At 68.5% G+C, this 15,590-nt stretch carries 12 protein-coding genes; 2 read left to right on the top strand and 10 right to left on the bottom strand.

Features of this window, described 5'->3' with window-relative positions; translation table 11 throughout:
- Window positions 1-29 precede the first annotated feature (29 nt).
- Entirely contained in the window at window positions 30-968 is a 939-nt protein-coding gene (locus ACIA5G_RS40310; RefSeq protein ID WP_395933191.1) for a hypothetical protein, read from the bottom strand.
- Entirely contained in the window at window positions 955-1,554 is a 600-nt protein-coding gene (locus tag ACIA5G_RS40305; protein WP_395933189.1) for a hypothetical protein, read from the bottom strand. Before ACIA5G_RS40305 ends, ACIA5G_RS40310 begins: the two co-directional genes overlap by 14 nt.
- 200 nt (window positions 1,555-1,754) lie before the next feature.
- Here ACIA5G_RS40305 and ACIA5G_RS40300 point away from each other — a divergent pair, with 200 nt between their 5' ends.
- A complete protein-coding gene (locus tag ACIA5G_RS40300; protein ID WP_395933187.1) occupies window positions 1,755-4,709 on the top strand; it encodes a tetratricopeptide repeat protein in 2,955 nt (984 codons plus the stop codon).
- Here the strand turns inward: ACIA5G_RS40300 and ACIA5G_RS40295 are convergent.
- From ACIA5G_RS40295 to ACIA5G_RS40265, 7 genes are all read right to left on the bottom strand, one after another.
- Window positions 4,684-5,886: a helix-turn-helix domain-containing protein gene (locus ACIA5G_RS40295; protein WP_395933185.1), complete on the bottom strand. Its 1,203-nt coding sequence runs from the start codon at window positions 5,884-5,886 to the stop codon at window positions 4,684-4,686. The genes ACIA5G_RS40300 and ACIA5G_RS40295 overlap by 26 nt on opposite strands.
- Before the next feature lie 99 nt (window positions 5,887-5,985).
- Complete coding sequence (locus tag ACIA5G_RS40290) at window positions 5,986-6,162, bottom strand: hypothetical protein (protein ID WP_395933183.1); 177 nt, start codon at window positions 6,160-6,162, stop codon at window positions 5,986-5,988.
- Window positions 6,163-6,347: 185 nt separating this feature from the next.
- On the bottom strand, window positions 6,348-9,452 hold the full coding sequence (locus tag ACIA5G_RS40285) for an ATP-binding protein (RefSeq protein ID WP_395933181.1): 3,105 nt from the start codon (window positions 9,450-9,452) through the stop codon (window positions 6,348-6,350).
- Complete coding sequence (locus ACIA5G_RS40280; RefSeq protein WP_395933179.1) at window positions 9,449-10,060, bottom strand: hypothetical protein; 612 nt, start codon at window positions 10,058-10,060, stop codon at window positions 9,449-9,451. Before ACIA5G_RS40280 ends, ACIA5G_RS40285 begins: the two co-directional genes overlap by 4 nt.
- A gap of 9 nt (window positions 10,061-10,069) precedes the next feature.
- Entirely contained in the window at window positions 10,070-11,698 is a 1,629-nt protein-coding gene (locus tag ACIA5G_RS40275) for a CATRA system-associated protein (RefSeq protein ID WP_395933177.1), read from the bottom strand.
- Window positions 11,695-12,291 (bottom strand): TIR domain-containing protein, encoded by a 597-nt coding sequence (locus ACIA5G_RS40270; protein WP_395933175.1) that lies wholly within the window; start codon window positions 12,289-12,291, stop codon window positions 11,695-11,697. The genes ACIA5G_RS40275 and ACIA5G_RS40270 overlap by 4 nt, the downstream gene beginning before the upstream one ends.
- Before the next feature lie 124 nt (window positions 12,292-12,415).
- Window positions 12,416-13,669, bottom strand: coding sequence for an MFS transporter (locus ACIA5G_RS40265; protein ID WP_395933173.1), 1,254 nt, complete (start codon window positions 13,667-13,669; stop codon window positions 12,416-12,418).
- Window positions 13,670-13,754: 85 nt separating this feature from the next.
- On the opposite strand from ACIA5G_RS40265, the gene ACIA5G_RS40260 reads away from it, so the two are divergent.
- The gene (locus tag ACIA5G_RS40260; protein WP_395933171.1) at window positions 13,755-14,651 is read left to right on the top strand and encodes a LysR family transcriptional regulator; all 897 of its coding nucleotides are present in this window, start codon (window positions 13,755-13,757) and stop codon (window positions 14,649-14,651) included.
- Here ACIA5G_RS40260 and ACIA5G_RS40255 read toward each other — a convergent pair.
- Window positions 14,579-15,571 carry an aldo/keto reductase gene (locus tag ACIA5G_RS40255; protein ID WP_395933169.1) on the bottom strand — a complete coding sequence of 331 codons (993 nt, stop codon included), beginning with the start codon at window positions 15,569-15,571 and terminating at the stop codon, window positions 14,579-14,581. The two genes, ACIA5G_RS40260 and ACIA5G_RS40255, sit on opposite strands and share 73 nt — an antisense overlap.
- Window positions 15,572-15,590 lie beyond the last annotated feature (19 nt).

The raw sequence follows: 15,590 nt of genomic DNA, 5'->3' as shown, positions 1-15,590 counted from the left end.
CGATGACCACACATCCTACGACAAGATCACTATCGCGAATTCTCTTCAGGCCTGCCCGTCGTCCAGCGCGCGCCGTACGCCATCCCCGGGGTGAGGTGGTGGAACGTCAGGTGCAGCTCCCCCGCCTCGTCGACCTCGTGCCGCCGTCCCCGGTACCCGGAGTCCGACACGTCCCGCTGGAACGCGCCGTCCAACGCCCACACCTCCCGGGGCCGATCGGCGCCGAATCGCACCCGCAGGTCGAACTGATCACACGGATGCCGCGGCACCGAAACCATGCAAGGCCGCAACGTCGCCGGCCGGAACAAGATCGCCACCTCGCACGACTCTCCCCTGGCCAGCGGCCGGGGCATCTCGATGCCGTAGCCCCACCGGTCCGTCGCCTCCATCCCCCGATCCACCAGCGTTCCGCCGTAGAGCACCGTGACCTCGAGATCCTCGCGACCTGAAGGCAGTGAAACCGCCAGGTCCAGCGAACTCAGTCCGTCCTGGTCGGCGACCACCCGGCGCTGCTCCAGCACCGACGGCTGCGGCTGGTCGAGGACCATCGCCACCGCCAGCAGCGTCGTGTGCCAGCTGGACTCCGGAGCGGCCGCCGAAACGCGAGACGACCCGGTGGCCAGCTCGGCCAGCAAGTCGATCGCCTCGTCGACACGGCGGCGCACCGTTCGCGGATCACGGTCGACGCGCCTCGCCGCCCAGCGGACGCGGTCCTGGTACAGCGGCTGGTGGGCCTCCGCGGCTATCGCGAAGGCCGCCAGCGCTGCCAGGCGGAGGTCCTCCGGCAGGTGGGCGGCCAGCTCGGAAAGCCGGCCCGCCACCTTGGCGCGGATCGCCATCAGGCCGTCGTCCTCCGAAACCGAGCACGCCGAACGCAGGAAGGGCCCCACCCGCTCTTCCACCTTGCCCTGCAGGCCACGGCCCTTGCGGAGCGTCTTCAACTCCTGGACCAGCTCAGCGCGCTCCACGTTGGTCTCCTTCAGTGCGTCTCCATGACGTCTCCTTTCGGGACAGGGTGCGATCGGCCCGTGGACCGGAAGTGGACAGAACGTGCATCACCGACGCGATCAGCGCCGTCCCCATGCGGACGCCGTCGCGGCTGAGGTACGTGCGGTACGTGCCGATGCGGCCGAGCGCCTCCTCGTCCGCGTCGCCGACCCCGAACGCCACCATGTGGGGGCGGCGCTGCCACGTCGGGTCGGTCAAGACGGCGAAGGCCGCCGGCCAGGTCACCGGATCCGTCGGCTGGCCGTCGGACAGGAAGAACACCACCGGGCGGTGGACCCGCAGCCGGTGCCGTTCCAGGGCGAGGACGTCCTGGTCGATCGCCGAGCGCAGGAACGTGAACGCCGGGCCGAAGTTGGTGCCGGCGCACGCGCGGGGTGCGGGGAGCTCGGCGAGCTCGTCCATCGGGAGCAGCGACTGGACCACGTGCGGCGTCTCCCCGAAGCCGACCACGCTGCAGAGGACCCGGTCGGTGACCGACGCGTCGGCGTGCACCGCGCCGCGGAACTCCCGCAGTCCCGTGTTCAGCTCGTCGATGTGATCGGCCATGGAGAGCGACACATCACAAGCGACGTAGCACGGCAACACGTCGGACCCCATTCCGGTTTCTCCTTCACGCCCCTGGTTCACCGGCGCAGCTTGGCAACAGTGCGTGTATCGAACGTGGAAGAAATGCGGATTTTCGAAACCCTTCCGGCCGATTGCGCGATGTCTTTTGCGAACAGCAAGCTGACGGCCGGGGAGGTCGCGTGGAGTTTCGGATGCTCGGCCCGCTGGAGGCGTGGCACGACGGCGTCCCGGTGCAGCTGGGCGACCAGCAGCAGCGGTTCGTCCTCGTCGTGCTGCTCCTGAACGCGAACAAGCCGGTGTCGACCGCCCGGCTCACCGAGATCGTCTGGGCCGGCCGGGAAACCAAGCCCACGCTGGTGCGCAGCTACATCAAGCGGCTGCGCGACGTCGTCGGTGACTCCGGTGACGTCAGCATCGAGACGACGCCGACCGGCTACCTGCTGCGGGTCGGCGAGGATCAGCTCGACACCGTCCGCTTCGGCCGGCTGCGCGCCGAAGCCGCGGACGCCCGCGCCGACGACCCGCGCCGCGCGATCACCCTGCTGCGCGCCGCGCTCGACCTGTGGCGGGGGAAGTTCCTCGAGGACATCGACATCGACCGCGTCGGCGGCGCCGAGGTGGTCTCGCCGGACGAGGGTTACCCCGACACCGTCGGTGACCTGGCCGAACTGGAGCTGGAGTCCGGCGACCACCGGTCCGCGCGCGACCGGCTGCGCCCGCTCGTCCAGGTCGACCCGGCCAGCCAGAAGCACGCCGAACTCCTGATGCGCGCCCTGCTCGCCGGCGGCGACCGGATGGCCGCGCTGCGCGTCTTCAACACCACTCGTGACGCGCTCGCGGGCCAGCGCATGGCGCCCGGGCCCGTGCTGCGCAAGCTCGCCGCGCGCGCCGAACAGGGCGATCCGCCCAGCTCACTGCCGTCGCGGCCGGGCGGGTTCACCGGCCGGGCCGCGGAGCTCGCCGCGATCGAGTCGGCCGCCGCGGCGGGCCGGCGCGCGGTCTGGGTCAGCGGTGCGCCGGGCGTCGGCAAGACCGGTCTGGCGGTCGAGGCCGGCCACCGGCTCCGCGACCGGTTCCCCGACGGGCAGCTGCTGGTCCGGCTGAACGGGTTCACCCCCGGCGTCGACGCGGTCGAGGTCGGCGACGCTCTCACCGAGCTGCTCGTCGAGCTCGGCGTGCCCGCCGAGCAGGTCCCGGCCACCGTCGGCCGGAAGGTCCGGCTCTACCAGGACACGCTCTGGGGCACGCGCACCCTGATCGTGCTGGACAACGCCGCGTCGCCGGAGCAGATCCGGCCGTTGCTGCCCGAGGCGGACGGCTGCCTGGCCGTCGTCACCAGCCGGCGGATGGGTGACGCGGACACCGGGGAGAACATCCGGCTTTCGCCGCTGCCCGCCGACGAGGCGGCCGAGCTGTTCCACGAGCTGACCGGGCGAGCGCGGGTGCGCGGTCGGACGGCCGAGGTCGCCGAGGTGGTCAGCCGGTGCGGGTTCCTGCCGATGCCCATCCGGGTTGCGGCCGCGTTGTTCCGGCGGCACGAAGGGTGGCCGCTGACGCACCTGCTCCGGCTGCTCGAGGAGAGCGGGCCCTGGGGCGCGGACAGTGAAGACGTCGACGGCACCGCCGCCGTCCGGGTGTCCTACCAGCAGCTCGGCGAGCCGCAGCGTGCCCTGTTCCGGCTGCTCGGCAGCCTGCCGGGGCCGGACGTCGGCGTCCCCGGCGGAGCCGCGCTCGCCGGCTGCGACGTCACCGAGGCCCGCCTGCTGCTCGACGACCTCCACGAGGTCAGCCTGCTGGAGGAGGCCGCACCCGAGCGGTACCAGATGCTGGACCCGCTCAAGGAGTTCGCCGCCGGTGAGCCGTCCGACCACGCGGGCGCGCTGGTGCGGCTGCTCGACTTCTACCTCGTGACGCTGGCCGCCGCGGTCGGCGCCGCGTACCCGTTCGACCGCGCCCAGCTGCCCGCGACGGACCGGTCGTGCCCGGTGACACCGGCCTTCGCCGACGCCGAAGCGGGGCTGCGGTGGATCGTCGCCGAGCGGGACAACCTGGTGGCCGCGATCCGCTACGCCGCCGACCACGAGCTGCCCGAGCACACCTGGCGGCTGGCCGTGCTGCTGTGGCGCTACTTCAACACGACGAACCAGTTCGAGGACTGGCTCGGCACCCTCGACCTCGCCTGGAAGGTCGTCTCCGCGGACCCCGGCAACGACCGGGGCCAGGCGCACGTGCTGCTCCGGCTGGCAACCGCGCACGACCGGCGCGGACAGCTTTCGGAGGCGCTGGAGCTGGCCGCGCAGGCGTTGCCCAAGTGGCGTCGTCTTGGCGATTCACGCGGCGAAGCGGCGACGTTGTGCGCGCTCGCCATTCCCACGATGGAACTGGGTCAGCACGACCAGGCGATCGCGCACCTCGAGGCGGCGCTGGCCAAGTACGAGCAGAGTGAAGACCGGCGGGGTGAGGCCCACGCGTTGAGCATGCTCGGGTACCTCAACGAGCAGCACGGCAACTTCGCCGTCGCCCTCCGCCAGCACGACGCTGCGGCGCGGATGCTGCGCGAAGTCGGCCACACCCAGGGCGTGGCGCACACGTTGAACAACCTCGGGTCCGTGCAGGAGAAACTCGGCCTGCTCACCGAGGCGCTGGCCAGCTACACGGAGGCGCACGGGCACGCCGCCGAGGTCGGCGACCACTGCGTCGAGGCGTACGCGCTGAACAACATCGGCAACGTGCACCGCCAGCAGGGCCGGTTGACCCAGGCCGTGCGCTACCACGACAAGGCCAAGGAAGTCGCGGTGAACGTGCCCGACGCCGACCTGCGCACCCAGCTCTACCTCGACCGCGGCGCGACCGCCCTCGCCCGGGGTGCGCACGGAGACGCGCTGAGCGCCGGCAAGGCGGCGTTGGACCTGGCTGTCGGTGACGGAAACCGCAGCTACCAGGCCCGCGCACACCACGGCGTCGCGCGGACGCTGCACGCGATGGGCGACCATGAACACGCCGTTCCGCATTGGAAAGCGAGTGAGGACGGGTTCGCCGAGCTGGGTCTGCCGGAAGCCGGGGACGTGCGGGCGGAACGCGCGGCGCTGGAGTGCGCCTGCGGTGCCGTCAGTGCCGGTGCAGCACGCGGCTGAGCTCGGGGTAGATCTCCCGGACGGTGTGGTGGCCGCGCCACCGGCTGAGGCACCTGGCCAGTTCGCGCAGGTCCGTGCGGACGGTCGCGGAGTCGACCTGCGCCGCGTCGTCGAGCGTCTCGGCCAGCGTCCGGCAGCTCTCGTCGATCTCGCCGTCCAGCGCGTGCGCCAGTGACCGGCGGACGCCGAACCGGGCCCTGGTGCGGCGGTTCGCGGCCGGCACCCCGGCGAGGACGTCACCCAGCATCAACGCCGATTCGCCACTCCGGCCGAGGTCGGCCAGCGACCAGCCGCGGGCGAGCGCCAGCGGGTCCGGCGCGGTCGACCCGAGCACCGGGTAGTCCGTGGTGTCCACAATGGACGCGTACAGCGGCCCGGCCGCGCGGTCCATCGCCCGCTCGAAGGCGTCCCGGTCGCCGGCCAGCGCGTGTCCCTGCGCTTCCCGCCTGGCGGCCAAGCCGAACGTGCGCGCACCGGCCCGGCCGAGTTTCTGCGCCTGCCGGGCCAGGTCGATCGTGGCGATCGGGTCCTGCCGGTACAGCGCCAGCCCGGCCTCCCGGACGTACGCGTAACTCTCGATCTCCCGGTCGCCGCCGGCGCGGGCCAGCTCCGAGGCGTGCCTCGTCCACTTCAGCGCGTCCTGGTCGTTGCCCGCTTCCTGGCTCAGCCACCCGGTGTACTCGGCCATCCGGGCGGCGAGCAGCAGCAGCCGCGACCGGATGGGCTCCGGGTTTCCCCTCGCCAGCGCGTGCACGGTGTGCGTCTGGGTGACGAGGGACTCGAGGACCACCGCGGGGCTGGTCTGCATGCCGAGCGTGCGCAGCTGCTCGAACGACGCGCGCAGCCCGCTCACCACGCGCTCGTCGAGGATCGGGCGCGGCCCGCCGGCCAGCGCGATGCCGAGCACCGCCCCCGCGCCGGCCAGCATCTGGCGGCGGTCGAGGGTGTTCGCGGCCTCCGAACGCGCCTTCGCCTCGTGCGCCGATTCGATCAGCGCGCCACCGGCGTCCAGGACGCCGTCGCAGATCCGCGCCAGCATCGCGTTCGGCGGCTTGAGGTCATTTTCGATCTTGCTGATGTAACTCTTGCTGTAGTTGACCCGCTTGGCCAGCTCGCCCATCGAGATTCCGGCGGCGGCGCGGCATTCCCGCAACAGCGCACCGAATGTTCCGGCCATGCGGACCTCCATTCCCACGGTATCCGAGTACACCATTTCCGGAGCACCGGCGCAATTGCCGGGCCGGCCGTGAACCGTTCACGGCCGGCCCGGCCCGCGTCACCCGTGCCAGGGGTTGCCGTTGGTGCCCGCCGGGGGCGGCGTGCTGGTGGTGGGCGGCGGCGGGGTGCCGCCGTCGCCGTCCGCGTACGCCGAGGTGGAACCGATCAGCGGGGCCGCGCCGATGATGCAGAGGGCGAGCACGGTGCCACCGATTTTGGCCAGCTTTTTGGACATGGCGAATCCTCCTTGGAGAGGGTGATTGTTCAGGGCTTTTCCGGCATTTCCGTGCCCTGCAATCAGGATTCGTCATGCGCCATTCGACAACAAGGAGTTGACCGTTTCCCACGACAGCGGGAAACGGTCAACCCCGATCCGGACAGCAAGAAGGCCGCGTTCCCCCTCGGAACGCGGCCTTCTCGTCAGCGACCGTTACGAGCCCGGTCGAGCACTTCTTCCAGCCGCAACGGGCTGGGCGGGTGGTGGCTGAGGCAGAGCGGGGCCCGCATGATGCGGAACCCGAAGGTCTCGCCGGTGACGTAGAACTGCCCGCGTTCCAGCCGCGAGATGTCCCCGACGCTGCTGCCCTTGGCCCTCGCCATCTCGTTCGCCGCCGCGATCTGCGCCGGGACCTGCAGGCGGCCGAAGAACTGCGTCGTCGCATTGCCGGTCACCTGGTTGTGCAGGCCCTTCGGCGCCTGCGTCGCGAGGAGCAGGCCGAGCCCGTACTTGCGCGCCTGCGAGGCGAGCATGATGGTGCTGCGCGTGCTCGCGGTCGAACCGCCGGACGGCGCGATCGTCTGCGCCTCGTCCATCACGAACAGGGCGCCGAGCGGCCGGTCACCGGCGGGGTTGCGCTTGATCCAGGCGAACACCTCCAGCTGGAGCTGGCTGATGAACCCCTGGCGCTGCTCTTCGGACTGGAGCCCGATGAAGCTGACCACCGAGACCCGGGCCCGCTTCCCCGGCGACGGCGTCAACAGCACGGCGGGATCAGCAGGTTCCCCGGACCCGCCGAGCAGCGGATCGTTGACCATCGCGGCCCGCAAGGTCTCGGCCAGGTCGGCGGCGGTCTTCGTGCCGGTGGCGAGCTTGCTGACCCCGACGGGCAGCTCGGCGAGCAGGTCGACGAACTCGGCCAGGCTGCGCGACTCCTCCCGCGCGAAGTACGTGAGCGCCTCGCGCAGCACGGCCTGTCCCCGGATCGCGCCCTTTGTGGTGCCACTCAGCCGAGCATGCGGCACGAGCCGCGCCACGGCCGCCTCGACAGCGGCGGTGAACTCGTCCTCGTCGTCCCGCACACCGGCGAAGTCCGGCAGCGGATGAAAGCTGATCGGCCGCCCCCCGGCCCGCCCCGGGGTCCAGATGACAACCTCGGTGTTGGCGAGGTAGTCGGCCGCGCTGTCCGCGTCCCCTTCTCGCCAGCCGTCGGGTGGTTGCGGCCAAGCGTCGCCGAGCCGCGCGAGGTCGTTGTTCGGGTCGAGGACGATGGCGGAGACGCCGTGGAGTGCGCATTCTTCGATGATCCTTCGCAGGAGGACCGTTTTTCCGGTGCCGGAACCGGCGAAGATCACCGCGTGCTTGCGGAGGGACTCCAGCTCGATGCGGATTTCACCGTCTACGCCCAGCGTGATGGCGTTGTGCTTACGTTCAGCGGACTCGACTTCCGGCGGCGGGCGGGTTTCCCGCTGGTTGCTGCGAGCCTGTTCCGTCGCCGGGAGCAGCGTCCGCAGGATGCTGGTCTTACTGGCCGGTTTCCTCGAGACGAGCCAATCCAGTAACTGATAAGTCTGTTGCGAGAGCATTTGGTTGAGTGCCCAGAAGGTGCGGATATCGTCGGCGCTGATCTCCGCCCGGGGGCTGCCCAGCGCTTCCAGCGCCTTGACCTCGGCTTTCGTCTTCGTTCCGGTCCAACCGCCCCGCTTGTCGGGACCGTAGTGGATCAGCACCAGGTGCCTGTTGTGCACCCCGGCTCCGACGGCTGCGGCCGAGCCGGCCGCCCGCACCTGTCGTATCACGCTGTTGCCGTGCTGCGGCGTGCCGAAGGCGCGGAACACCCACAGCTCCCAGCGATCATCTTCCTCGTTCACCGTTCGCCGCAGTCCGGCGTGCAGATCGCCCGTGCCGTCGACACCCTCAGCCTGCCAGGACCGGTCGTCGTTGCCGACTTCGGCGATCCACGACCGCAACGCGGCCTGGACGAGGTCCGGCATGATCTGGTCGACGGAGTTCTTGTGCATCGCGGATTCCACATCGGCACTCTTGCGCAACTCCGCGAACTGCCGATCGAGTGCGGCGTAGTACGGAGCTTCGGATCCCGGCCTCGGCGACGTGTCCACCGGCTCGACCAGCTCTTCGGCGAACGAAACGAGCTCCCGGATCTCGCCGTGCAAGCAAACCTTCGCGTGCTTCTGGATAAGCAGGAGGAGCTGACGCGGCGTGTACATTTCCCACGGATCTTCGAATGCCGTCTTCGCTACCGGCCAAGTGGCATGCGGCGGATCAAAGCCAATGCCTTCATAAATCACTCCCAGCCACTTCTCGACCAGCTTGCGTGCGAGCTCCGGGTCGACGATGGTGCCGAGGGTCAGAGTTACCGGGAACCGGTCGTCGAACGAGTCCGCCGCCTGGTCCCGCAGCATTTGCCAGGTGGCGGGCAAACACGCCACGATCGAGAGCGTCCGTCTGGTGGTCTCGCGCAGCTGCGTGAGGCCGTCCGCGATGATCGCCAGCTCGCCCGCGGTCTCCGCGGACGGCCTGCCATCGCTGTGATCCGCCTTGGTTATCAGCGAGTCCAGCTGGTCGATCGCCGCCACGCTCGGCCCGGTGAGCGCAAGTACTCGCGAAATCTCGGTCACCAGTTCGCGTTGAGCTTTCGGCTCGGAACGCAACCCCCAAGGCCGGCGCTCGCCCCTCGTCGTTTCAGACTTGCCCGAAAGGTAATCCTTACCGAGGTCCATCAGCTTGACGTCGGTGGCCGCATATAGCACGAGCGCCCGGATCGTGTCCGAACACTCGGCGGCCACCAGGGCGTCGAGCTGACGCACGGCGCCTATGAAGCCGTTCAGCTCGTCGACGGTCAGGTCCGCTTGGCCGGTGACCACCTTTGCGATCGAATCGGACACTCCGCCCTGATCACAAAGCCGCCTCAGCAGCTTGGTCAGCTGGAGTTCGTTGTCGTCACCCTTGCGGTACAACTCGCCACGCATGCCGCGGAGAACGTCATCCCAGAACGCGGCACCCGTGGTGAGGTCGATCAGGAAGAAATAGCCTGCTTCCTCCTGCACGATGCGGCGAACACGACCGAGCAGGTGAGTCTTCCCGGCACCCTTCCGTCCGTGCAGTGTCACTCCGGTCGGGCTTGGTCCCCTACTGTGTCCGGCATCCGAGATACTTGCTCGCAAGTCTTCGACAGCCCTCGCATGGAGTCCGTCGACGTGGAACGGTGAAGCGCCCCAAACGTCGTCCGGTCCCTCGACGGAGTTGAACCGCACCGCAGCGAGCGCCTGGCGTTGATCGTCGCTCATGACGCCTCGATCGCCAAGAAGTGGTTGTCCTCACCGGCGACGCGGATCGCCGCGCTTCGGTCGGCGTCGGTGAGCCCCCTGCGGTCGGAGTCCGGGGCGAGGTGCGCTCGTCCGGTCCTCGCCATGGCCAGGAGAACTTGGTCCACCTCGTCCTTAGGGGCGCCGTTCAGCTCTGGACGAAGCTTGGCCAGCCGGACCCAGTCCTGAGGCCGGCCCGAAAGCGCCAGGTAGACCCTTCGGATCAAGTCTTCAAGATCTCCCGGCGTGCCGATCAGGTCGGCGATCGGGATCTTGTTCTGTCTCGCGTAACGAGCGCAACGCCGCAGCAACTCGAAGCCGATCTTCGCCAGAGCGCTGGACCTTGGCGGCGCCTCGATCTCGGCCAGGTCACGTTCACACCATTCTTCTCCCGCCGGCGTGATCCGATGAAAGTACCGCTTGCTCTGCTCGCGGGTTTCGACCAGGCCGGCGTTGTTCAGTTTCTCTCGCCCGGCCTTCGGAAGGTCGACACCGTGTTCCTTCCTGAGTATCGAGTTCGGCATCTCTCCTTTGTGCAGCAGCAGCACGAACAACGTGGCTTGTTCGGCACTTCCGAACCGGTCCGCCATACCTACTCCTCATCTGGTCGAGAATTCGATGCGTCTGTCGACCCGGGCGATCAGATCGGTGATCCGCGACTGAAGCGCATCAGGCACCGTGATGCGGCTTTCGTTCGCCCGGACCTGGTTCAGGTGTTGCAGATCCACGGTCAGGTCCTTGAGCAGTGGAAGATCACCGTCATCCAGCGCCGAAGCCATGTCACGCACGGTCTGCTCGATGAGGGTCCACCGGCTGGTCCTCGCGACCACCTCCGGTATCGAGCGAAGCACGGCGGCTGCTTCACGCAGGGTGACCTGGTCGGCTTCGGTGCGGCGAACAGGGGCGTCGGTGATGATTTCGTAGAGCTGTCGCGCCACGTGGCCGGGGCGGCTGTTCGCATTCAGCTCGAAGAACCGCTGATTGCGCAAGAATGACGGGAGCTGCTCATGACCAGGTTTGCGGGTGACCACGCAGAACAACTGGCGATCGCTGCCGACCTCCAGGGTGTGCCGAAGGAATCGCTCCGCCTCGGTGGCCTGCCAGCGACTGACGCCGCCGTCCAGCACCAAGCAAAGATGCTTGGCCGGATCGGCAGGCAGCTCCATGGCCCACTCCGGGTCGCTCGACCGTGACCGAACCACCCGCAGGCCGAGCTCGACGAGCTCGTCGATGAGTGTGGCCGAAGCGGTCGGCTCCAAATGTGGCACCGACACAAGGACATCCCAATCGTACGAACGTCGTTGGGTGCGAGCGGCGGCCACGTAGGCGTCCCGGTTGTCCGCGAGGAGGTCCGTACGGTCGAACTGCTGCGCGATCACCGCGGCGATCGTCTCCAGGGCAAAGGAGATCTGATCGGCCGACGGCGTCGTCTCTTCGGTCACCGGCAGGTATTCGCCGAAGCTCCAGTAGGAAACGTACGGCACCGTGAGGTGCCGCAACATCAGCTCCTGCGTCACGCTCTTCGCAAGCCAGTTCCGGAACAGCTCCGCAGTCGCCTCGGAGCACTTCTGCTGCCAGTGCTCGGCCCGCTGGTACTCGACTCGGTTGTCGAGCCGCGACAGAACAGGCAACACGAGGTGGGGTGGACGGTCGTAGGGCAGGCGGTCGCGAGCGATGTTGGCGCGACGGGCGATGTCGATCGCACCGTCGACGCTCTGGTCGTTGGCCGTGAAGAGCACGACGAGACGGTCGGGCAGGTGCGCGGTGCAGATGCCGGCGATGTCCGAAATGCCGGTCCGGCTGTCGATCAGGACGAAGTCGTAGTCCTCGGTCCACTGCTCACGGCACCGCTCCAGGAAGTCGGCGAACCCCTGGCGGTACAGCTCCGCCCAGTCGATGTTCTGCACCCGGCCCGTGTAGGTCGAGTCCTGCCGGCCCGCGGCGAGCAGGTGGACGGTGCCCCGTTCGGCGAGCTCAACCCTGACGGCGTGCTCGCTGGGGTCTTCCTGACCGGCGAGGAAGGCCGAGGCCAGATCGATCACACCGCCTCGAGGAGTTTCTGCCAGGCGTGGGCCGAAGTAGTGGTGCAGCCCCGGAGCTTCCAGGTCCCAGTCGAGGGCGAGTACCCGATAACCCCAACGCGCGAGCAGGACGGCGACGTTGGCCAGCGTGAAACTGCGCCCGACGCCACCCTTGTAGGAGTAGAAGGTGACCACAGTCCCCGTCATGGGTCGAACCTCGGAATCGTCGGCGGCGGCGGCAAGACAGGGTCGGGACGCTCGATGACGGGCCAGTCCGGCTGCCACGGCGGCACTTGGCCGAGCAGCACGGCGAGGTCCTGCGCGCACTCGCGGACTCGTTGCTGGAACGGGTGCCAGTCCCGGCTCTCCTGGAAACCCTTGTTCGGGTTGTCAAGCCCTTTGAAGTCCCACCAGGAGCGCTGCCGTCCTTCGTTCTCGAAGTTGATCGAATCCGAATACCGGATGGGGTAGATCAAGCCTTGCGGTCGTTGTGGGCTGGCAAGTCCCAGCACTTTTTCACGTGCTTGCATGTTTTCCCACTCGGCCATGCACCACTTCGACACGAAGTACGGCGCGGACAGCACGGCGACCATGATCTTGCTGTGGCGCAGTGCCTTTTCCAGCTGTGACGGCCAGTGCACGCCGCGTGGCATCGACTTGTCGACGAAGACCTTCGGCTCGGGACCGAGCTCGTCGACGAGGCAGTCGAGGAGACTGGGAAGAAAGTTGTTCAGCAGCCATTTCGGCGCACTTCCGCGTCGACTGTAGCTGACGAACACGTCGTACTCGTAGTCGGACACGCGGACGATGATAGGCAGACCGATCGGAGTAGCACCAGGACAAATAAATGGCCAGAAAGCGCAGTATTGTCCAAAAAGATGCTAAAAAGTGGACACGGTGATGATGCCGGTCAGCCGCGTGCTTTCAGGACCTCGGCACACGGTTCGCCGCCGCCTTCCGCGGTTGACGGGCCACCATCACCGCCCCGATCAGCAGCACCACAGCGGCAACCGGTAGCGCCAAGCCTGTGGGCGCCAGGGCTCCGAGGATCGCCACGCCCAGGACCGCGCCCGTCTGGCGGGATGCGTTCAGGGCCCCTCCCGCCATGCCCGCCAGCTCCCGTGGCGCCGCGCCGATCACTGCTGTCAGCAGGGACGGGATGACCAGTGATACCCCGAAACCCAGCAGGGCCAACGCAACCACCGAAAGGGCCGGGGCGAACGCCTGGATCAGCGTGCCCGACGACATCAGGATGAAGCCGGACGTTGCCGGGGTTCGCGGGCCTGTCCGGGCCACCAGGCGGCCCGTGAAGATCGGGTTGAACGCCGTTGGGATCGTCAGGGGCAGGAATGCCAAACCCGTTGCCGACGGCGATAAGCCTCGGGTTTCCTGGAAGTACAACGACAGTACGAACAAGACGCCCGACAAGCCGAAGTTCACGATCACGCCGGCCAGGAGGTTTCGGGAGAGCAGGCGGCGCGGGAGCATTGCCTGCGGGCGGCGCTGGGACGCTGTGAATGCCGCCGCTGCCAGCGCGGATGGGGCCAGCATCCACCACTTGTGCTCCACCAGTGCGTAGGTCAGTGTCGATAAAGCGACTATCGCTGACAGTTGGCCGATCAGATCGGTACGACGAGGCGAAGCGGGGGTTGCTGGGGCCATCACAGACAGAGCCAGGGCGATCAGCGCCACCGGGACGTTCACCAGGAAGATCGCTCGCCAGCCGAACGTCTCCGTCAGGAGGCCGCCGAGCAGGGGGCCTGCCACCAGGCCCGTTCCGCTCAATGCCGCCCACACCCCCATCGCCCTAGCGCGGGACGCGGGCGCCGGGTACGCGACTGCGATCAGGGACAGCGACGACGGCACCAACAGCGCCCCGGCGCCGCCCGAGAAGGCGCGGAGAGCAATCAGCATCGGAGCCGAAACCGACAGAGCCGACAACAACGACAGCGCCGCGAACGAGATCAGGCCCGTGAAGAACACCCGGCGGGCGCCGAAGCGGTCGGACCATGCTCCTGCCGTCAACAGGAACGCCGCGAACGTCAGCGTGTAGCCGTTCGAGATCCATTGCTGGTCCGAAAGATCCGGAGACAGGGCAGGGAGGGCCACCGTGACGATCGTGGTGTCCAGCATGACCAGGAAGTAGCCCAGCGAGAGGCCGATGAGGAGTCTTGGCACCAGGCCAGCTTGGACACTCCGTGACATCGGCGGAAGCAGGGAGTTACGATGGCTGGTATCGGGAACTCCGATGGGGGGGGCACCAATGGAACTGCGCCACCTGCGCACCTTCCGCGTCGTCGCGCGGACGCTCAACTTCACCCACGCCGCCGCCGAACTGCACTACGCGCAGTCCAGCGTCACCGAACAGATCCAGGCTCTCGAGGCCGAGCTCGGGTCGAAGCTCTTCGAACGCGGGCGAAAACTCCGGCTCACCGCCGCCGGGGAACGGCTCGTCGGTTATGCCGGCCAGGTCCTCTCGCTCGTCGAGGAAGCCAAGGCCGCCGTGGACGAAGAACGCGGAGAGCCCGCCGGCGACCTGACTGTCGGCGCACTCGAAACCCTTTGTGCGCACCGGATGTCCGGCCTCCTCAGCGCCTACCGGAACCGGTGGCCGCGCGTGCGGCTCTCGCTCAAGGAAGGCGGCCGCGGTGAGCTCTACCAAGCCGTGCGATCGTCCGAAATGGACGTCTGCTTCACCTTCGGGGACGCGCCGGACGATCCTGCGCTCGCCAGTGCCACGCTCGGTGAGGAACCGCTTGTGGTCATCGTCCCGGAAACGCACCCTTTGTCAGCCAAGGAAGAGGTCCGGCCCGGCGATCTCCGCGGTGTCGGATTCCTTGCCACACCACAAGGCTGTGGCTTCCGGGAGATGCTGGACCGGATCGACGGGCCCGTCGTCACCACCGAGGTCGGCAGCCTCGCCGCGCTCGCGAAGTGTGTTGCCGCCGGGATGGGGTGCGGGATCGTGCCCGCCGTTGTCGGCCACCCCGGGGCGGTCGCCGTCCCGCTCGCCGGGGCGACGACCGCCGTGACCATGACCTGGCGACGTCGTGACGAGCACAAGCCCGGCATCGCCGCGTTGCTCGCCTATGCGTTGTCCAGCAATGACATGTGCTCATCGGACAAGTCCAAAGTGAACGCCGGGGCGATCGACTCGTAGTGCTCCCACGTGCGGGGGCCGATCAGCGGGATCACCTGCTTGCGCAGCAGCCACGCCAGCGCCACCTGGTTGCCCGTGGCACCCAGCGCGGACGCCACTTTGGACACCGCGGCCAGGCGGGACTCCGAGTCCGGACCGGCGTACGACCGCCAGATCGGCGTGGCCTCGCGATACGCCGCGTCGTCGTAGATTCCACGCAACAGCGCCGAATACGCCGCCAGGGAGACGTCCGGGTGTGCCACCAGCCAGTCCAGCAGCTCGCCGCCGGCGATCGACGGCGTGTCGGCGCCGGCCGGGCGCAGGTACGAGTGCTGGACCTGGACCGCCGCCGGGGGCGCCCAGCCGTGGGCCAGTGACAACGAGTGGATGTGCTCCAGGCGCCACGCGCGGATGTTGCTCCAGCCCGTGTGCCGGACCTTACCCGCACGCACCAGACCGTCCAGTGCGGACAGTGTCTCCTCCAATGGCTCGCGGCGGAGGTCGACGTGGACGTAGTACAGGTCGATGTGGTCCGTGCCGAGCCGGCGGAGGCTCTCCTCCACGGACCGCTCGATCACCGCGGCGCTCGCGCCTTCGTACGTCCGCTCCACCGCCTCCCAGTCCATACCGGACGGACGCTGGGCCGCGCGGGCGGCCGGGAGGTCCGTAGGCTGCGCCGACACTTTCGTCGCCAGGAACACCCGGTCCCGGCGACCGCGCAGCAGCCGGCCCAGCACCGCCTCGCTCTCCCCACCGCTGAACGACGAACCCGCCCACCACGCGTAGCAGTTGGCCGTGTCCAGGAAGTCGCCGCCCGCGTCCAGATACGCGTCCAGGATGCGGGCCGACGTCTTCTCGTCCGTCGACGTGCCCATCGTCATGCAGCCCAGCGACACCTGGCTCACCTGCTGACCGGTCCGGCCCAGTTCCACCTTCTTCATGCGGACAAACCTAGAAGGG

This window comes from Amycolatopsis sp. NPDC051758 (genome assembly GCF_044453095.1).
Taxonomy (GTDB): domain Bacteria; phylum Actinomycetota; class Actinomycetes; order Mycobacteriales; family Pseudonocardiaceae; genus Amycolatopsis.
This window is presented reverse-complemented; position numbering and strand designations above follow the sequence as displayed.